This is a genomic window from Nocardioides ginsengisoli (assembly GCF_039537225.1).
In the GTDB taxonomy this organism is placed as follows: Bacteria; Actinomycetota; Actinomycetes; order Propionibacteriales; family Nocardioidaceae; genus Nocardioides; species Nocardioides ginsengisoli.
In genome coordinates, this window is record NZ_BAABAC010000020.1 from 1 (window position 1) to 17,841 (window position 17,841).

A 17,841-nucleotide genomic window follows, 5' to 3' on the forward strand; every position below is an offset into this window, starting at 1 on the left:
TGCCTGGACCAGCCCCAACGGCTTCCGATTCCGGGTCGACCACCGAGGCACCCACCCACTCCGAACATGAGCCGCTAAGCCGAGCATCAACTCACTCACCGCGGGACAGGGGTGTACCGGCAGCCACCGCAAAGCAACAGGCGACCGCAACCCACCACCTCAACCACCGCGGCGCGCCACCACGCCATCGATAAAAGGACCTGGCGCCCCGCCCACCGCGAGAAGCCTCAGAGCAGGACGATGGAGAGCGAGCCAGCCCCGTACCCACCGACCTCCACCCGCAGATCCTCCCGCCGCCCGAGCGTGAGCGTGCTGATCCGCAGCTGCGGGTCGAGCGGCGGTCCGGCGGGGTGCAGCGCGTGCAGGCGCAGGTGGTCCGCGCCGGCGACGTTGAACATCGAGGCGGCGATGTTGAGGACCTCGTAGAGGTTCTCCGAGAGCGTGTCGGTGAGCTTGCCGTCGTCGACGGCCGCCTGGGCGCCGCCCGGGGGCACGAGGCCGAGGGCCGCGCCGGCGTACGCCGAGAAGGCGAGGTCGCAGGCGATGAGGGCCGAGATCCGCAGGCTGTCGTCGACGTAGACGGCGACCGAGGCGGGCGTGTCCGGGCCGGGGGCGTACGGCGGGGCGGGCTCGAGCGAGACCTCGCGGCCGAGGAGGTCGGCGAGGAGGTCGCGCAGCTGCTTGGGCAGGGGAAGGTGGACGGGCATGGTTCCGGGCCCCTCAGAGGACGCCGCGGAGCGCGTCGTCGAACGCCTCCGGGGTGAACGGCTTGGCGATGAGGAAGGCGGCGCCGGCGGCGTCCGCGCGCTGGCGCATCTCGTCGGAGCCCTCGGAGGTGACGAAGCCGAAGGCGACGGTGGAGCCGGAGGCGCGCAGGGCGGTGAGGCAGTCGATGCCGTTCATCTCGGGCATGTTCCAGTCCGAGAGGACCAGGTCGGGCGCCTCGGTCTGGACCATCTCGAGCGCCTGGCGGCCGTTCTCGGCCTCGACGATGTCGTGGCCGCCGTGGCCGGCCTGGCGCAGGGTGCGGATCACGATCTGCCGCATGACCCGGCTGTCGTCGGCGATCAGGATCTTCATGGGGGCTCCTCAGGAAACAGGGACGTGAACGGAGACGCGGACGGGAGAGCCGCGCCAGGCGAGGTCGAGGCGGGAGGCTTCGCGGACGTCGCTCGCGAAGGCGGCGCGACCGGCGGCGACCGAGGGCAGCGACAGCACGCTGGGGCCGGGCATCAGGCTCTTGATGTTGCCGCCGACCATGTTGACCAGCTCGCCGACGGCGTCCGCGATGTCGCCGTCGACGGCGTCCAGGCCGGGCGGCAGGTCGAGCATCCGGGCGGTGAGCGAGCGGGCGGCGGTGTCGTCGAGCTCGACGGTGACGACGCCCTGCCAGCCGCCGCTGACGGTGGTGGCGGCCGACCAGGGGCCGGTGGCGTCGAAGGCGGCGCCGTCCGGGGCGACGCGGGGGAGTAGTGGATCGTCGTCGCCGAGCAGGGCGACCCAGACGTCCTCGGTGACGGCGAGGACGTCGTCCGGCGCGGGGGTCTCGACGGCGGCGGCGCTCATGCGTTCACCCCGTGTCCCTCGGGCAGGAGGCCGAGCAGGGCGAGCTTGTCGACGATGGCGTCGGGTGTGAACGGCTTGATGACGTACTCGTGGGCGCCGGCGGCGAGGGCACGCACGATCTGGCGCTGCTCGCTCTCGGTGGTGACCATCATCAGCGTGATGTCGCGCCACTCGGGGTTCGCGCGCACCTCGGTGATGAAGGTGTAGCCGTCCATGACGGGCATGTTCCAGTCGACCAGGCACACGTCCGGTACGACGCCGGCCCGCATCTGGTCCAGCGCGGCCTGGCCGTGCTCGGCCTCGGCCGTCTCGAAGTCCAGGTCCGTGACGATGCGGCGCAGGATGCTCCGCATGGCCCGGGAGTCGTCGATGATCATCGCGCGCACGGTCAGGCTCCTGTGCTGGTGAGGACGGACGGGGTGGTGGAGAGCGCCGAGGCGCGGCGGTACGCCGGCACGCGGCCGATCTGCTCGCGCTGCCAGGCGGCGGCGAGGTCGGTGGGCAGGTCGAGCGTGGTCTCGGACGAGCCGAGCAGCAGGTAGCCGTCGGGGGCGAGCATCGGCAGCATCCGCCGCAGGATGTCGGCCTTGGTGGCGGCGTCGAAGTAGATGAGCACGTTGCGGAGCCAGATCACGTCGAACGTCCCGAGCCCCAGGTACGGCGCCGCGAGGTTGAGGTGCTTGACGGTGACCCGCTCGCGCAGCCGCTCGGCGATCTCCCAGTCGCGGCCGGCGCGGGTGAAGTAGCGGACCAGGCTGGTGGCGGGCAGGCCGCGGTTGACCTCGACCTGGCTGTACCGCCCGGCACGCACCCGCTCGAGCATCTGGGTGGAGATGTCGGTGGCGACGATCTCGTAGTCCCAGCCGGCCGGCAGGTGCTGGTCGAGCAGCATCGCGATCGAGTAGGCCTCCTGGCCGCTGGAGCAGGCGGCGCTCCAGATCCGCAGCCGGCGCTGCGGGGCGCGGGCGTTGAGGAGCGGGGGCAGCATCGCGTCGGTGAAGGCCTGGTACGGCGTGTGGTCGCGGAACCAGCTGGTCTCGTTGATGGTCAGCGCGTCGATGACCTTGCGCCGCTCCTCGGCGTCGAAGGCCAGGCGCGCGACGTACTCCTCGAGCCCGAGGCCGCGCGCGGCGGCGAGCGGGTTGAGCCGGGCCTCGACCAGATACTCCTTGCCCTCGTCGTAGATCATCGACGTCTCGCGGCGGACCAATGCCGATACGGACGCGAAGGCGGTGGAGCCGGTCATGCCGCTTCCATCGGCGGCCCACGGGCGGTCCTGAGCCCTCAGGCCGCAGCGGGTCGGGCCGATGGGGGACCCGTGACGAAGATCAAGGTGCTCGTCGTCGACGACTCGGCATTGGTACGACGGCTGGTCACGGCGGCGCTCGTCCAGGCCCCTGACATCGAGGTGGCGGGCGTGGCCCGCGACGGTCTCGAGGCGGTCCGGATGGTCGGCGAGCTGCGGCCCGACGTGGTCACGCTCGACATCGAGATGCCCCACCTGGACGGGCTCGGCGCGCTGACCCAGATCCGGGAGATGCAGCCGCGGCTGCCGGTCATCATGTTCTCGACGCTGACCGAGCGGGGCGCGAGCGCGACGCTCGACGCGCTCTCGCGCGGCGCGTCCGACTACGTCACGAAGCCGTCGAACACCGGGCAGATCGCCGACGGGATCGCCGCGATCCGCGACCAGCTGGTGCCCCGGATCCGCGCCCTCGCGGGGATCCGCAAGCTCACGCCCGGCAGTACGGCGAGCGCGACCCCGCGCCCCGCGGCCGTCCCGCGCCGGGAGCGCCCGAAGACCGCGGTCTCGCGGGTCGACGCGCTGCTCATCGGCTGCTCGACCGGTGGCCCCGACGCGCTCGCCCGGCTGCTGCCGCGGCTGCCCAGCGACCTCGGCGTCCCGGTGCTGGTCGTCCAGCACATGCCGCCGGTGTTCACGGCGATGCTGGCGCAGCGGCTCGACAAGCTGTCGGGTCTCCACGTCCGCGAGGCCGCGGACGGCGACACCGTCGTGCCCGGTGAGGTGCTCATCGCCCCGGGCGACCACCACCTGCGGGTACGGCGCTCGGCCGGCGTGGTCCGGGTCGCGCTCGACCAGGGCCCGCAGGAGAACTTCTGTCGGCCGGCGGTCGACGTCCTCTTCCGCTCCGCCCGCGAGGTGTACGGCGGCGGCACGCTCGCCGCCGTCCTCACCGGCATGGGCCAGGACGGTCTCGCCGGCGCGCGTCTGCTCGCCGACGCGGGCGGCCGGATCCTGGTCCAGGACGAGGAGAGCTCGGTGGTGTGGGGGATGCCCGGCGCCGTCGCCGGAGCGGGTCTCGCCGACGACATCCTGCCGCTGGACCGACTGGCCGACCGGCTGGTGACCGCGGTGCGCGGGTCGCGCGCGGCCTGAGCGGCTACGCCGTGACGTCGAGATAGACCGGCGTCACCGCGGCCGCGGCGGCGTCGACGACGCGGTCGGCGACCCGCTGCTGACGGCGGTTCTCGGAGAGCGCTCCGGGGATCGCCGCCATCAACCGCTGCTGGCGGGCGAGGAGCATCCGGGCGCGGGGGACCAGCTCGTTCGGCAGCGGGCCGAGATCGGCCGGCGGCTGCCACGGCGGGGGAGCGGGGGCGGCGGAGGCGCCGCGCAGCATCTGCTCGGCGCGGTCGGCGTGCGCCTCGAGCCGGTCCAGGGCCTCGGTCCAGGAGGCCGGCCGCTCCGGGCTCTCCGGGCTGGTCATGAGACCGCCGCCGCCATCGCGGCCTGGCGCCAGGTGTCGCACAGCTGGCGCGCGATGGTGAGCGCCTCGTGGGTGACGTGGGCGTCGCGGCGGACGTTGCCGAGCACCAGGTGGCCGCGCAGGAACTCGTACAGCGACGCGAGCTGGCGTCCGGCCGGCATCTTGTCGACGTCCAGGCTGGACTCGAGCTCGACGACGACGTCCTGGGCGTGGAGCAGGTGCTGGTGGGCCTGGGGCCAGTCCTCGGCCTGCTGGGCGACGAGCCCGCGCTCGATGTCGAGGACGAGCCGCTCCACCAGCATCACGAGGAGGCGGGCGGGGGACGCCGTGGCGACCGCGTTGTCGCGGTAGGCGGACTGCGCGCTGCGTACGGAGTGACTGGCGTACATGAGGGTCCTCACGAGCTGGTCTGGTTGGAGAGGGCGGTGAGCTGGCTGGACAGCCACGAGGACTGGCCCTGCAGCTGGGAGAGGGCGGTCTCGAGCGCCGTGTACTGCCGTTCGAGCGCGGCACGCCGCAGCTCGAGCCGGTCGTCCCAGCGGGCGATGCCGTCGTTGAGTCGGTCCACGTTCGCGGTGCGGCTGGTGATCGCCTGCGAGACGACGCCCTCGTACTTGTCGCTCGCCGCCTCGGCGGCCTTCTGCATCCGGGAGGCGAAGCCGTGGGGCCCGGTGATCGCGGCCATCGTGGCGGCCGGGTCGGCGGCGTACGCCGTGGCGAACTTGGTGGCGTCGAAGGTGAGCTTGCCGTAGCGGTCGGTCTGGATGCCGTACGTCGCGAGCGTGGTGTTGTCGGTCGGGTAGACCGCGTTCTGCAGGCTGCTCGCGACCTGGCGCAGCGTCCCGTCGCCGGCGAGCACGCCCTTGCCGGTCGTGCTGGTCGAGGTGAGTCCGCCGATCGTGACGATGAGTGCGTTGACGTCGTCGACCATCGACTTCACCGAGGCGGAGCGGGTCGCGGCGTCGCGGCTGATCGAGATCTCCGCGGTGCCGGTGGCTGCCGCGCCGAGCGTGATCGTCACGCCGGGGACGACGCCCGTGAAGGTGTTGGACGTCGAGGTGGCGGTGATGCCGCCGATCTCGATGCTCGCGTCACGTCCGGCGCGGACGGCGGAGCCGCCGAGCAGGGAGGCACCGGCGGAGTCGGTGAGATCGAAGGTCTGGGCGTCGCCGGTGGCGGTCGACTCGACGAGGAGGCGGTACTGGTCGGTGCCGCCCGCGGCGCCGGTGCGCACGAGCGTCGCCCGGACGCCGGCGCCGGCCGCGTTGATCGCCGTGGCGAGCTCGTCGAGGGTGCCGTGGGCGGTGTCGATCTGGACGTCGGCCTGTCCGGCGCGCTTGAGCAGCACGTTGGTGGAGGCGCCGGTGACGACGTCGGTGCGGGCGTGCGCATCGGCGAAGGACAGCCGGTGGGTGAGCGCGGTCTGCCCGATCGTGATCGAGAGGTCAGCGGGCGTCGCGGCGCTGGTGGCGGTGACGGCGACGGCGGCGTTGCTGGAGGTGGCGGCGAGCGTGGCCCAGGCGCCGGACGTCGTGGACTGCAGGCCCTTCGTCGACGCGGCCAGGGTCTGCAGCGTGTTGTTCAGCTTCTGCAGGGCACTGAGCCGGCTCTGCTCGGTGCTGACCTGGGTCTTCAGCTTCGTCTGGGGCAGCGCCTCCAGCTGCATGAGCTGGTTGATGATGTCGGCCGTGTTCAGGCCGCTGGCCAGACCGCCGATGCTGCTGGTCGCTGCCATGGTCGTCCTCCTGAAAGTGCACGAGCGCCGACGGACCGACTGGTCCGCCGGCGCTCATGAGGTGCAGAGTGCTGGTACGAGCGATCAGCCGCGGAGCAGCTGGAGCACGCCGTTCGGGGCCGAGTTGGCCTGGGCGAGCATCGCGGTACCGGCCTGGGAGAGGATCTGCGAGCGGGTGAGGCTCATCATCTCCTGGGCCATGTCGGTGTCGCGGATCCGCGACTCGGAGGCCGACAGGTTCTCGATCGCGACGTTGACGTTGTTGATGGTGTGCTCGAAGCGGTTCTGCACGGCACCGAGCTCGGCACGCTGGGTCGAGACGGCGGTGATCGCGGTCTGGACGGCGTTGCTGCCGCCGGCGGCGGTCAGGGTGCCGACGGAGGTGGTGAAGTCCGCGAGAGCCGTGGCGGAGATCGTGATCTTGTCCGCGGTGTCGTAGCCGACCTGGAAGTCCAGCGCGGTGCCGCCGAAGAGGTCGACGCCGTTGAACTTGGTGTTGGTCTTGATCCGGGTGATCTCGTTGCCCAGCTCGGTGACCTCGGCCTCGATGGCGGCCTGCGAGTCGGTGTTCTGGGTGCCGTTGGCGTACTGGACGGCGAGGTCGTTGATGCGCTGCAGCATCGAGTGGACCTCGGTGAGCGCACCTTCAGCCGTCTGCGCGACCGAGATGCCGTCCTGAGCGTTGCGGACGGCGACCTTGAGGCCACCGACCTGGGAGCGCAGGCCCTCGGAGATGGCGAGGCCGGCGGCGTCGTCGGCGGCACGGTTGATCCGGAAGCCCGAGGACAGCTTCTCCATGGACTTCGAGAGCTGGTTCTGCGTGACCGACAGGTTGCGGTACGCGTTGGTCGCCTCGATGTTCTGGTTGATGCGAAGACCCATGATATTTCCCTCCTGGAACTAAAGGTCGCTGTTCGGGTGACCATCCGTGGTCGCCCGTCGGGGTGGTGATCGGTACGCGATCACCAAGCCTGAGAGGTTTTTCTCAACCCACCGCGAGCGGCACCGGCGCCGGCCGCTGCACGCCGTGCGCGTGCCGGGCGGCGACGGCCGCGAAGTACGACTCGCGGCGGCGCTGCGCGACACCGCCGCTCTTGCCGGTCTGCTTGACCAGGGCCGGCTCGAGCGCGTGGTTGAGCGCGTCCCGGAGCAGGGCGAGCGCCTCGGCGCGCATCTGCGAGATCCGGGAGTCGGTGACGCCGAGGTCGGCGGCGATGTCGGCCATCGGCCGCTCGCTGAAGAAATAGTCCTGGACGACGACCCGCAGTCGCTCGGGCAGTTCCTCGATCGCCTCGCGCAGGTAGGTGAGCCGCTCGGTGTGCTCGACCAGCTCCTCCGGGGACGGCGCCCGGGTCGCGATCAGCTCCTCGATCGGGGTCGCGCTGGTGCCCTGCAGGGACAGCACCTGGGCGCGGGAGACGTCGTCGTCGTTGGCGGCGACCTCGTCCTCGCTGATGCCGGCGGCGTTGGCCACCTCGGCCGCCGTGGGGGTGCGGCCGAGGAGGTTGGCGAGACGGCTGCGGGTCTCGGCGAGGTCGCGGGCCCGGCGGCGGACCGAGCGGGACGCCCAGTCGACCGAGCGGAGCTCGTCGAGCAGCGCGCCGCGGATCCGCTGGGCGGCGTACCGGTCGAACGGGACGCCGCGCTCCTCGTCGTACGCCCGAGCGGCGAGCACGAGGGCGGTGAGCCCGGCGGAGGTCAGGTCGTCGCGGCTGACATGCGAGGGAACCCGACCCATCGTCTCGCGCACGATGTGGCCGACCAGAGGCATGTGGGTCGTGATCAGCTCGTCCGTCTCGGTGTTCACGTGCACGAGACTCGTGGTCCGGCGACCGGAATAGCAGTGGTTTGGCTCCGAACGGGCCTAACGGTCCGCCAATACGGGACCCAGGTCCCGGTTTCCGGTGGTCCGTCCGTGCACACCTCGGTTGACCGAACGTCCGAACCCCTCAAGTTCTCTTGACTCCGGGCGATGGGCAGAGGTGAACGGACGAACGACGAGGAACGACGAGAGGTCGGGGGAGCACGTCGCCATGATCGGGATGGACAGGCTGTCGCAGATTCTGTGGCGCGAGCGCGAGATGCTGGAGGCGCTGGCGTACAAGCTCGAGGTGGAGCGGCTGGTTCTCGCCAGCGGCCGCACCCGCTGGCTCGTCAACGCGACGAACGAGCTCGAGGCGCTGTTGGAGGACCTCCGCGCCACCGAGGTGCTCCGGGCGACCGCCGCCGACGAGGCGGCCGAGGAGGTCGGCCTGACGCCGAACCCGTCCCTCACCGCGCTCGCCGAGGCCGCCGAGGACCCGTGGCGCGCGATCCTGCTCGACCACCGCGACAGCCTGATCGCGATCGCCCGCGAGATCGCGGAGACCTCCGAGGACGCCAAGGGCCTGATCACCGCCGGCTACCGCTCGGCGCGCGAGACCCTGCTCGCCATCGGCGGCACGACGACGGCGAGCTACACCCCGGCCGGCACCGCCGTCGTCGACGCCCCCCGCGCCCACCTGCTCGACCGGAGCCTGTGATGGCAGGGACCTTCGGCTCGATCAGCACCGCGCTCTCCGGCCTGCGCTACAACCAGGTCGCGCTCGACGTCGCGGGCAACAACATCTCCAACGCCAGCACCGACGGCTACGTGCGCCGCCGCGTCGTCGGCCAGTCCGTGAGCAGCGCGGCGCCCGCCCTGTGGTCGCGGTACGACGGCCACGGCGAGGGCGTCGCGGTCGGCGAGGTGCGCCGCATGGTCGACCCGCTGCTCGACGCCCGCGTCCGTCGCGAGCACGCCACGCTGACCAACCTGCAGACCACCCAGACCGTCCTGGGCCGCGTCGAGGAGGGCATCGGCGAGCCCGGCGAGAACGGCGTCTACGCCGCGATGCTGCAGTTCCGCAGCGCGTGGCAGGACCTGGCCAACAACCCGGGCAGCGAGGCCGCCCGCCAGCAGGTGCTCGGCCGCGCGGAGACGCTCGCCCAGGCGCTGCGGGTGCAGGTCTCGAACGTCTCGAACGAGGAGGCCGACCAGCAGGTCCACCTCGACAGCCTGGTCAGCGAGGTCAACACCGCTGCCGCCGATCTCGCCTCGCTCAACCACAGCATCCTGGTCACCGAGCAGAACGGCACCGACGCGGGCACCCTGCGCGACCGCCGCGACCAGCTCGCGCTGCGCCTGTCCGAGCTGACCGGCGCGACCACCACGGTCCGCGCCGACGGCCAGTTCGACGTCAGCGTCGCGGGCAGCAGCCTGGTCAACGGCAACAGCGCGACCACCTTCGCGATCGACCCCGCCGCGACGTACGGCGGCGCGGTGGGCGCGGTCACGACACTGCTCACGACCACGCTGCCGGCGTACCGGGCCGGGCTCGACACGGTCGCGACCGACCTGGTCAACGCCGTCAACGGCCAGCACGCACTCGGCTTCGACGCCGCGGGCGCCCCCGGCGGTCCGTTCTTCAGCTTCGACCCGGCCCTGGGCGCCAAGAGCCTGCAGGTCGCCATCACCGACCCCGCCCTGGTGGCGGCCTCGTCGGTCACCGGTGGCGCCCGCGACGGCGCCAACGCCGACGCGCTCAGCGTCGTCGGCACGTTCACCGAGTCCTACCAGCGCCTGGTCAACGGCTTCGGCACGCAGGTCGCCGCGGTGCAGCGGCAGACCGCCAACCAGGCCTCGCTCACCGGGTCGCTCGACGACGCGTGGGAGCAGCTGGCCGGCGTCAACCTCGACGAGGAGACGGTCAACATGGTCACCGCCCAGCGGTCCTACCAGGCCGCCGCGCGACTGATGACCACGCTCGACGAGGTCCTGGACACACTGATCAACCGCACCGGCGTCGTCGGGCGATAGGGGGAAACCAGAGCATGAGCATCGGCCGCGTCACCCAGCGGATGATGACCGAGGGGTCGCTGAGCAACCTCCAGCAGGGCCTGAGCCGGATGGCGCGCCTGCAGGAGCAGCTCTCGACCGGACGGGTCATCAACCGGCCCTCCGACAACCCGACCGGGACGACGTCCGCGATGCGCCTGCGCAGCTCGCTGTCGGACCAGGTGCAGTTCTCGCGCAACGCGCAGGACGGTCTCGGCTGGCTGACCCGGATCGACGCCTCGCTCGACTCGGTCACCTCGACCGTGCGGCGTGCCCGCGACCTCGCGCTCCAGGGCGCCAACGCGTCGTCGTCCGGCCAGGTGGCTCGTGACGCGATCGCGGTCGAGATCGACGGCCTGCGCAAGGAGCTCATCTCGCAGGCGAACACCAAGTACCTCGACAGCCCGGTCTTCGGCGGCGTCACCGCCGGCGCCGCGGCCTACGACGCCGGCGGCAACTACATCGGCATCGTCGGCGACGTGAACCGCCGGGTCGCCGACGGCGTCGTGGTCAAGGTCGACGTCGACGGCCCGACCGTCTTCGGCGACGGCGCGACGTCGGTGTTCGCCGAGCTCGACGCGCTCTCCACCGCGCTGCGGGCCGGCAACCAGGCGGGCATCAGCGCCGCCGTCGACGTCCTCAACAAGCGGATGGACACGGTCACCGCGGCCCGCACGGCCGCCGGCACCCGCTACCAACGCCTCGACCAGGCCGACCAGGCCGCCACCGACACCAAGATGTCGCTGCAGAACCAGCTGGGCAACGTCGAGAACGCCGACCTGGCCGAGACCACGGTGTCGCTGAAGATGCAGGAGGTCGCCTACCAGGCGGCGCTCGCGTCGACCTCGCGCGTCATCCAGCCGAGCCTGCTCGACTTCCTGCGATGATCGACACCATGGACATCCCCGTCATCGAGCTCGCACACCCGATGCCCGGATTCCCGGCCGACGCCCGGTTCGCGCTGGTCCGGCTCGACGACGACGGCGTGCTGCACGGCTTCCGCTCGCTCGACAGCGAGGACCTGCAGTTCGTGGTCGTCCCGCCCGCTCCGTTCTACCCGGACTACGCCCCGGAGATCGGCGACGAGGTCGCCGCCGAGCTGGGCATCTCCGGCGACAGCGACGTGCTCGTGCTGCTCGTCGTCCGCGCTGGCGCGTCCCTGGCCGACACCACCGTCAACCTCCGTGCGCCCCTCGTCGTCAACCCGACCACCCGCCGGGCGAGCCAGGTCATCCTCGAGGACGCCGACCTGCCACTCGCCGCGCCGCTGGTGGCGTGACGCGATAGATTCCGCACGTGCTGGTTCTCTCCCGCCGGGTCGGCGAAAGCGTCGTCATCGGCGACGGCTCTCCTGACGCCGTGACCGTGACGGTGCTCGAGGTCCGCGGCGACGTCGTCCGGATCGGCATCGACGCCCCGCGCTCGGTCGCCGTCCACCGTGCCGAGCTGCTGGCCGAGCTCGCCGACGCCAACGCCGACGCCGCGTCGCCGTCCCCGACCGCCCTCGCCTCGCTCAGCGAGGCGCTGCGCACCGCGCGCGACTAGACCCGATCCTGGGGCGTCGGGACCGGGTCCCGACTCCGTCCCCGCCTCTCATCCCCCTCCGCCCGCCGCCGATAGGACGGCGGAGCGGAAGGAGGGCGCGTGGACGACGACGCCGAGATCATCGCCGAGTTCCTCGTGGAGTCCCACGAGAACCTCGACCAGCTGGACCGCGACCTGGTCGAGCTGGAGCGGCAGCCGGACTCGCGGGAGCGGCTCTCGAGCATCTTCCGCACGATTCACACGATCAAGGGGACCAGCGGGTTCCTCGCGTTCGGGCGGCTCGAGCAGCTGACCCACGTGGGGGAGACCCTGCTGTCCCGGCTGCGCGACGGCGAGGCGGTCATGACGCCGCCGATCGCCGAGGGCCTGCTCACCATGGTCGACACCGTGCGCGCGCTGCTCGAGGCCATCGAGCGCAGCGGCTCCGACGCCGACCCGGCCGTCGACGTCGCACCCGTCGTCGCGGTCATCGAGGCACTGCTGGCGGGCGAGTCTCCGGTCGTACCGGACGAAACGGTCGCCGCAGCGCCGCAGAGCGACGCAGACGTCCGGTACGACGCCGAGCCCGCCGCCGTCGAGCCCGCCGCCGTCGAGCCCGCGGCCGTCGAGCCCGAGCCCGAGGCCCCCAAGGAGTGGGACGGCGTCGAGCGCCGGGCCGTCGTGGACGCCTCGGTGCGCGTCGACGTCGACCTCCTCGACGACCTCGTCGACCTGGTCGGCGAGCTGGTGCTCACCCGCAACCAGCTGCTGCAGCGCAGCTCGCTGTCGAGCGACATCGAGCTGCAGCGCGCCAGCCAGCGTCTCGACCTGGTGGCCAGCGAGCTGCAGGAGTCGGTCATGAAGACCCGCATGCAGCCGATCGGCCAGGTCTGGTCGAAGCTGCCGCGCGTCGTCCGCGACCTGTCCCACCAGCTCGGCCGCGAGGTCGACCTGGTGATGGACGGTCACGAGACCGAGCTCGACCGCAGCCTGCTGGAGGCGGTCAAGGACCCGCTCACCCACCTGGTGCGCAACTCCCTCGACCACGGCATCGAGCCGCCCGACGTACGACGTGCGGCCGGCAAGCCCGCGAAGGGCACGCTCAGCCTGCGCGCCTACCACGAGTCCGGCCAGGTGGTCGTCGAGATCGCCGACGACGGCAAGGGCATCGACCCGGACCGGATCGCCGCCGTGGCGATCGAGCGTGGTGTCGTCACCCGCGACCAGGTCGCGCGGATGGACACCCGCGACGTGCTCGGCCTGATCTTCCGGCCCGGCTTCTCGACCGCCGCGACGGTGTCGAACATCTCCGGCCGCGGCGTCGGCATGGACGTCGTCCGCACCAACATCGAGCGGATCGGCGGCAGCGTCGACGTCTCGTCCGAGCCCGGCGTCGGTACGACGACCCGGGTCCGGATCCCGCTGACCCTGGCCATCATCCCCGCGCTGGTCGTGGGCGAGGGCGGCGAGCGGTACGCGATCCCGCAGGCCAACCTGGTCGAGCTGGTCCGGATCGAGGGCGACGACCTGCGCCGCCAGGTCCAGAACCTCGCCGGCGCCCCGGTCCTGCGGCTGCGCGGCAAGCTGCTGCCGCTGGTCTCGCTCGCCGAGGCGCTCGGCGGCACGGCGGAGCAGACCGAGGCGCTCACCGTCGTGGTGCTGCAGTCGGACGACGTCCGGTTCGGGCTGTGCGTCTCCGACGTCCACGACACCCAGGAGATCGTGGTGAAGCCGATCGGCCGCCAGCTCAAGGGGCTCGAGACCTACGCCGGCGCCACGATCATGGGCGACGGCCGGGTCGCGCTGATCCTCGACGTGGCCGGCATCGCGACCACCGCGGGCGTGGGCGCCGTACCGGACGAGGCCGCCGACACCCGTGCCGGCGCCGACGACGACCGGACCGCGCTGCTCGTCTTCGAGGTCGCCGACGGACGGCGCGCGGCGCTGCCGCTGGCGTCCGTGGCCCGGCTCGAGGAGTTCGACCGGGCGCGCGTGGAGCGCAGCGGCGCGGCGGAGGTCGTGCAGTACCGCGACGGCCTGCTGCCGCTGGTCCGGCTCGCGACCGCGATCGGGCTGCCCGACACCAGCGACCAGGGCGACCAGATCAGCGTCGTCGTCCACGAGAGCGAGGGCGCCGCGTCCGGCGCCGTGGGCATCGTGATCGACCGGGTCCTCGACGTCGTCGAGGTCGCGATCACCGCCAGCCAGGTGGGCAGCCGGGTCGGCGTCACCGGCAGCGCCATCGTCCAGGACCGGGTCACCGACCTGGTCGACCTGGCGGCCGTCGTCGCCCGATCGGGGGTTCCCGCATGACCGCGACGACCGAGCAGCTGTGCACCTTCTGGGTCGACGACCTGTTCTTCGGGGTGGCCGTCGACGAGGTGCAGGAGGTGCTGCGGCACCAGCCGATGACGCCCGTCCCGTGTGCGGACGAGGCGGTCACCGGCCTGATCAACCTGCGTGGGCAGATCGTCACGGCGGTCGACCTGCGCGTCCGGCTCGGCCTTCCCGCGAGGGACGCCGAGCAGCTCCCGATGAACGTCATCGTCCGCAGCCGCGGCGAGGTGGTCAGCCTCCTCGTCGACGACATCGGCGACGTCATCGACACGGCAGGCGTGGAGCCGCAGCCCGCGCCCTCCACCATGCCCCGCGAGGTGCAGGACGTCGTCCGCGGCGTCCGGCCCCTCCCCGAATCGATCCTGCTCGTCCTCGACGCAGATCGCGCGGTCGATGTGGTGACCGCACCCGACAACCCCGGAGGAAACCCGTGACCGAGACCCTCGACGCGGCCGCCACGACCGCACGCAAGGCGCCGCGCCCCGCGGCGACCGTCGACTACTCGCTGTACGACTCGATGTCGGTCGGCGCCTTCGTCGTCGACCCGCAGTACCGCGTGGTCCACATCAACAGCACCGCGCGGCGCGAGCTGGCCGCGGGTGGGCCGGACATCCCGGAGATCGACCCGGACACGCTGCTGGGTGCCTCCTTCGAGGTGATCTACAGCCACGAGGAGCTCGGTGCGAGCGTCGTCGCGACGCCGACGAACCTGCCCCTGACCGACCGGGTGACGTCCGAGTTCACCGTCTACGACACCCACCTCACCGCGATCCACGACGCGTCCGGCGCCTACCTCGGCGCGCTGGTTGTGTTCGAGAACGTCACCGAGCGGGTGCGCCTCGAGCGCGAGATGGCGATCACCGCCTCGATGATGGAGAACAGCCCGACGAACATGATGTTCGCCGACCGCGACTTCGTCATCCAGTACATGAACCCGGCGTCGCTCGAGACGCTGCGCGGGCTGGAGAGCCACCTGCCGGTGAAGGCCGACGACGTCGTCGGCTCCAGCCTCGACGTCTTCCACAAGAACCCCGCCTACCAGCGCGGTCTGCTGGAGACCGCCTCGCACCTGCCGCGTCGCGCGGACATCCAGGTCGGCGACCAGACGCTCGACCTGCTGGTCAGCGCGATCACCGACACCAACGGCGAGTACGTCGGCGCGATGGCCACCTGGGAGGTCATCACCGACCGGATCCGCAGCGAGCGCGAGCGGGCCGAGGCCGCCGCCGACACCACCGCCGTCAACAAGATCCTGTCGTCGCTGGCCGCCGCCCAGAACGCCGACGCCGCCGTGCAGTCGACGCTCGACACGGTGCGCAACGAGTTCGGGTGGGCCTACGGCTCGTACTGGACCGTCGACCCGTCCGACCGGCTGCTCAAGTTCGACCGCGAGTCCGGCGACGCCGGCCCGGAGTTCCGCCGGGTCACCCTGGAGGCCTCCTTCGCCGAGGGCGTCGGCCTCTCCGGCCGCGCCTGGGCCCGTCGCGACCTCTTCTTCACCCCCGACATCGGGGAGATGACCGACTGCTCGCGGGCGCCCGTCGCCCAGCAGGTCGGCGTGAAGTCGGGCATCTGCTTCCCGGTCCTCGTCGACGGCGAGGTCGTCGGCACCATGGACTTCTTCGCGACCGAGACGCTCGACCCGAGCCCGCAGCGGCTCGAGGCGCTGCGCAACATCGGCCGGCTGCTGTCGCAGGCGCTGACCCGGATCCACCAGGAGACCGCGGAGCGCGAGGCGGCCGCCGTCCTGGCCGCCAAGGTGGAGCAGATCCTCGACCTGGTGTCCGCCGCCGCCGAGGGCGACCTGACCCGCACGCTCGACATCGACGGCGACGACGCCGTCGGGCGGGTGGCCACCGGGCTGCGCGCGCTGATGGGCACGCTGCGGGGGAGCATGGGCAATATCGGCGGTACGGCGGAGACGCTCGCCGCCGCGGCCGACCAGCTCACCTCGCTGGCCGAGGGCATGGGCGAGGGCGCCTCGATGACGTCCGACCGTGCGGCGTCCGCGTCGAGCGCGTCGGTCCAGGTCTCGGCCTCGATCCAGACGGTAGCGACGGCCGCCGAGGAGATGACCGCGTCGATCCGCGAGATCGCGAAGAACGCCACCGAGGCCGCGACCGTCGCCACCGACGCCGTCTCCGTCGCCTCCGAGGCGCAGGGCACCGTCGCCTCGCTCGGCGAGTCCTCCGCCGAGATCGGCCAGGTCATCAAGGTGATCACCTCGATCGCCCAGCAGACCAACCTGCTCGCCCTCAACGCGACCATCGAGGCCGCCCGCGCCGGCGACGCCGGCAAGGGCTTCGCGGTCGTCGCGAACGAGGTCAAGGAGCTGGCCAAGGAGACCGCCAAGGCGACCGAGGAGATCGGCCAGAAGATCGAGGCGATCCAGAGCGACACCCAGGGCGCGGTGTCCGCGATCAGCCGGATCGCCGAGGTGATCGCGAAGATCAACGACATCCAGTCGACGATCGCCTCCGCGGTGGAGGAGCAGACCGCCACCACCAACGAGATCGCCCGCTCGGTCACCGAGGCCGCGGCCGGCGCCAACGGCATCGCCGAGGACGTCACCCAGGTCGCGACCGCGGCGGCGGACACCCGCGAGGGCGCGCAGAACACGCTGACCTCGGCGACCGAGCTGACCGGCATCGCCGGTGAGCTGCGCGAGCTGGTCGGGCGCTTCACGCTCTGAGCCGCACGACGAGAACGCCCCACCGGCCGAGCCGGTGGGGCGTTCGTCGTACGCGGGGGAGGGAACTCAGCCCGCGGCGGTGTACTGCTGGCGCATCGAGCCCGGCACGGAGCCCTGCATCGGCGCGGGCATCGGGGCCGGCTCGGCGCCGCCGTCGGCGCCCCGCAGCCGTACGGCGAGCAGCGCCGCCTGCGTGCGGTGCTGGAGGCCGAGGCGGGAGAGCAGCCCGGTGACGTGGTTCTTGACGGTCTTCTCGGCGAGGTAGAGCTTCTCCGCGATCTGGCGGTTGGTCATGCCCTCGGCGATGAGGAAGAAGATCTTGCGCTGCTGCGGCGTGAGCTCGCAGACGACGTCGAGCGACTTGCGCTGCATCTCCATCTGCTCCACGACGCGGCTGGCGACGGCGGGGTCGATGAGCGAGTGGCCGCCGGCGACGAGCTTGATGCCGTTGAGGAGCGAGTTGCCCTCGATCTTCTTCAGCACGTAGCCGGACGCGCCGGCCAGGATGGCGGCGGAGATCGCGTCCGGGTCGTCGTAGGTGGTGAGGATCAGGCCCTTGATGTTGGGGTCGACCGACCGCATCTCGCGGCAGATGTCGACCCCGGTGCCGTCGGCGAGGTTCGCGTCGAGGACGGCGATGTCGGGGCGCAGCTCGAGGATCTCCCGCAGGGCCACCTGCGCGCTGCCGGACTGACCGACGACCTCGAGCTCGGGGTCGGTCTCGAGGAGGCTCGCTACGCCTCGGCGGACGACCTCGTGGTCGTCGACGATGTAGACGCGGATCGGGTTCTGGGCTGCCACCCGATGATTGTCACCCGGGACCTCACCCGGGACCAGCAGGGACGCCAACGTCGGTCCGGTGGTTTGTAACCCGTAGCCCGAAAGGACTAGTCCGTCGTGGTCGATCGGACGATTTCGAGGCCCTCGCGCGGCCCCGGATCAGTGGGCGCGGAGCTCGGCGAGAGCCGCCGAGACGTCGCGCTCGGAGCGCCGCAGCTGCTCCAGCAGGGCCACGATGTCCTGGGTGGTGAGGCGGCCGTCGTCGATCGGCGGCTCGAGCCACTCGTCGGCCTCGGTCTCGGTGATCCGGGTGCCGAGCTCGAGCCGGTACGTCGTGTCGGCGAGCTCGAAGTCGAGGTCGGCGACCACCGCGGTGAAGTGCTCGTCCGCCTCAGGATCGTGCACCACGACGTGCTCGCCGGGCTCGAGGCCGCGGAGCAGGCCCTGCTCGACGTGGCTCACGAGGAGCGATCGACAGCGCCGGGTGAAGGGGCTCAACGCCACCACGATCTGCTCCACCACGACCTCCACCGATCCCCCGGGCGCCGGTTGCGCCCTCCCCAAGTACAACCCACCTTGTCCGTTTGCGTTATGGCGAAACACGGTCCCCTCGTGGGTGACC

At 71.8% G+C, this 17,841-nt stretch carries 21 protein-coding genes; 9 read left to right on the forward strand and 12 right to left on the reverse strand.

Annotated features, from left to right (window positions below; all coding sequences use genetic code 11):
* Nucleotides 1–227: 227 nt before the first annotated feature.
* From AB4880_RS10360 to AB4880_RS10380, 5 genes are read right to left on the reverse strand one after another with little or no spacing between them, the layout of a single operon-like run.
* Nucleotides 228–707, reverse strand: coding sequence for a hypothetical protein (locus AB4880_RS10360; RefSeq protein ID WP_367919150.1), 480 nt, complete (start codon nucleotides 705–707; stop codon nucleotides 228–230).
* A 13-nt stretch (nucleotides 708–720) separates the two neighbouring features.
* The gene (locus AB4880_RS10365) at nucleotides 721–1,080 is read right to left on the reverse strand and encodes a response regulator (RefSeq protein WP_367919151.1); all 360 of its coding nucleotides are present in this window, start codon (nucleotides 1,078–1,080) and stop codon (nucleotides 721–723) included.
* 9 nt (nucleotides 1,081–1,089) lie between these two features.
* Nucleotides 1,090–1,566 carry a chemotaxis protein CheX gene (locus tag AB4880_RS10370; protein ID WP_367919152.1) on the reverse strand — a complete coding sequence of 159 codons (477 nt, stop codon included), beginning with the start codon at nucleotides 1,564–1,566 and terminating at the stop codon, nucleotides 1,090–1,092.
* Nucleotides 1,563–1,943, reverse strand: a complete 381-nt coding sequence (locus tag AB4880_RS10375; protein ID WP_367919267.1) for a response regulator — start codon at nucleotides 1,941–1,943, stop codon at nucleotides 1,563–1,565. The genes AB4880_RS10370 and AB4880_RS10375 overlap by 4 nt, the downstream gene beginning before the upstream one ends.
* A gap of 11 nt (nucleotides 1,944–1,954) precedes the next feature.
* Nucleotides 1,955–2,812 carry a CheR family methyltransferase gene (locus AB4880_RS10380; RefSeq protein ID WP_367919153.1) on the reverse strand — a complete coding sequence of 286 codons (858 nt, stop codon included), beginning with the start codon at nucleotides 2,810–2,812 and terminating at the stop codon, nucleotides 1,955–1,957.
* Nucleotides 2,813–2,884: 72 nt separating this feature from the next.
* Between AB4880_RS10380 and AB4880_RS10385 the strand changes: the two genes are divergently transcribed.
* A complete protein-coding gene (locus AB4880_RS10385) occupies nucleotides 2,885–3,964 on the forward strand; it encodes a protein-glutamate methylesterase/protein-glutamine glutaminase (protein ID WP_367919154.1) in 1,080 nt (359 codons plus the stop codon).
* 4 nt (nucleotides 3,965–3,968) lie between these two features.
* On the opposite strand, the gene AB4880_RS10390 is transcribed toward AB4880_RS10385, so the two are convergent.
* The 5 genes from AB4880_RS10390 to AB4880_RS10410 form a co-directional block, all read right to left on the reverse strand.
* Nucleotides 3,969–4,295: a hypothetical protein gene (locus AB4880_RS10390; protein WP_367919155.1), complete on the reverse strand. Its 327-nt coding sequence runs from the start codon at nucleotides 4,293–4,295 to the stop codon at nucleotides 3,969–3,971.
* Nucleotides 4,292–4,684: a flagellar export chaperone FliS gene (fliS, locus tag AB4880_RS10395; protein ID WP_367919156.1), complete on the reverse strand. Its 393-nt coding sequence runs from the start codon at nucleotides 4,682–4,684 to the stop codon at nucleotides 4,292–4,294. The genes AB4880_RS10390 and fliS overlap by 4 nt, the downstream gene beginning before the upstream one ends.
* An 8-nt stretch (nucleotides 4,685–4,692) precedes the next feature.
* The gene (gene fliD, locus AB4880_RS10400) at nucleotides 4,693–6,030 is read right to left on the reverse strand and encodes a flagellar filament capping protein FliD (protein WP_367919157.1); all 1,338 of its coding nucleotides are present in this window, start codon (nucleotides 6,028–6,030) and stop codon (nucleotides 4,693–4,695) included.
* Between the two features lie 84 nt (nucleotides 6,031–6,114).
* Nucleotides 6,115–6,912 carry a flagellin N-terminal helical domain-containing protein gene (locus AB4880_RS10405; RefSeq protein WP_367919158.1) on the reverse strand — a complete coding sequence of 266 codons (798 nt, stop codon included), beginning with the start codon at nucleotides 6,910–6,912 and terminating at the stop codon, nucleotides 6,115–6,117.
* 103 nt (nucleotides 6,913–7,015) lie between these two features.
* Nucleotides 7,016–7,837, reverse strand: a complete 822-nt coding sequence (locus AB4880_RS10410) for a sigma-70 family RNA polymerase sigma factor (protein ID WP_367919159.1) — start codon at nucleotides 7,835–7,837, stop codon at nucleotides 7,016–7,018.
* 226 nt (nucleotides 7,838–8,063) lie between these two features.
* Between AB4880_RS10410 and AB4880_RS10415 the strand changes: the two genes are divergently transcribed.
* From AB4880_RS10415 to AB4880_RS10450, 8 genes are all read left to right on the forward strand, one after another.
* Entirely contained in the window at nucleotides 8,064–8,552 is a 489-nt protein-coding gene (locus AB4880_RS10415; RefSeq protein ID WP_367919160.1) for a flagellar protein FlgN, read from the forward strand.
* Nucleotides 8,552–9,868: a flagellar hook-associated protein FlgK gene (flgK, locus tag AB4880_RS10420; protein ID WP_367919161.1), complete on the forward strand. Its 1,317-nt coding sequence runs from the start codon at nucleotides 8,552–8,554 to the stop codon at nucleotides 9,866–9,868. Before AB4880_RS10415 ends, flgK begins: the two co-directional genes overlap by 1 nt.
* 14 nt (nucleotides 9,869–9,882) lie before the next feature.
* A complete protein-coding gene (flgL, locus tag AB4880_RS10425; protein ID WP_367919162.1) occupies nucleotides 9,883–10,773 on the forward strand; it encodes a flagellar hook-associated protein FlgL in 891 nt (296 codons plus the stop codon).
* Nucleotides 10,770–11,165: a flagellar assembly protein FliW gene (gene fliW, locus AB4880_RS10430; RefSeq protein WP_367919163.1), complete on the forward strand. Its 396-nt coding sequence runs from the start codon at nucleotides 10,770–10,772 to the stop codon at nucleotides 11,163–11,165. The genes flgL and fliW overlap by 4 nt, the downstream gene beginning before the upstream one ends.
* A 17-nt stretch (nucleotides 11,166–11,182) precedes the next feature.
* Nucleotides 11,183–11,431: a carbon storage regulator CsrA gene (gene csrA, locus AB4880_RS10435; protein ID WP_367919164.1), complete on the forward strand. Its 249-nt coding sequence runs from the start codon at nucleotides 11,183–11,185 to the stop codon at nucleotides 11,429–11,431.
* A gap of 99 nt (nucleotides 11,432–11,530) precedes the next feature.
* The gene (locus AB4880_RS10440; protein ID WP_367919165.1) at nucleotides 11,531–13,723 is read left to right on the forward strand and encodes a chemotaxis protein CheW; all 2,193 of its coding nucleotides are present in this window, start codon (nucleotides 11,531–11,533) and stop codon (nucleotides 13,721–13,723) included.
* Nucleotides 13,720–14,181 carry a chemotaxis protein CheW gene (locus AB4880_RS10445; protein ID WP_367919166.1) on the forward strand — a complete coding sequence of 154 codons (462 nt, stop codon included), beginning with the start codon at nucleotides 13,720–13,722 and terminating at the stop codon, nucleotides 14,179–14,181. Before AB4880_RS10440 ends, AB4880_RS10445 begins: the two co-directional genes overlap by 4 nt.
* On the forward strand, nucleotides 14,178–16,439 hold the full coding sequence (locus AB4880_RS10450) for a methyl-accepting chemotaxis protein (protein WP_367919167.1): 2,262 nt from the start codon (nucleotides 14,178–14,180) through the stop codon (nucleotides 16,437–16,439). The genes AB4880_RS10445 and AB4880_RS10450 overlap by 4 nt, the downstream gene beginning before the upstream one ends.
* Before the next feature lie 66 nt (nucleotides 16,440–16,505).
* Here the strand turns inward: AB4880_RS10450 and AB4880_RS10455 are convergent, their stop codons facing one another.
* Both AB4880_RS10455 and AB4880_RS10460 read right to left on the reverse strand, forming a co-directional pair.
* Nucleotides 16,506–17,240 carry a response regulator gene (locus AB4880_RS10455; protein ID WP_367919168.1) on the reverse strand — a complete coding sequence of 245 codons (735 nt, stop codon included), beginning with the start codon at nucleotides 17,238–17,240 and terminating at the stop codon, nucleotides 16,506–16,508.
* Between the two features lie 138 nt (nucleotides 17,241–17,378).
* Nucleotides 17,379–17,738 (reverse strand): hypothetical protein, encoded by a 360-nt coding sequence (locus AB4880_RS10460; protein ID WP_367919169.1) that lies wholly within the window; start codon nucleotides 17,736–17,738, stop codon nucleotides 17,379–17,381.
* Nucleotides 17,739–17,841: the final 103 nt, after the last annotated feature.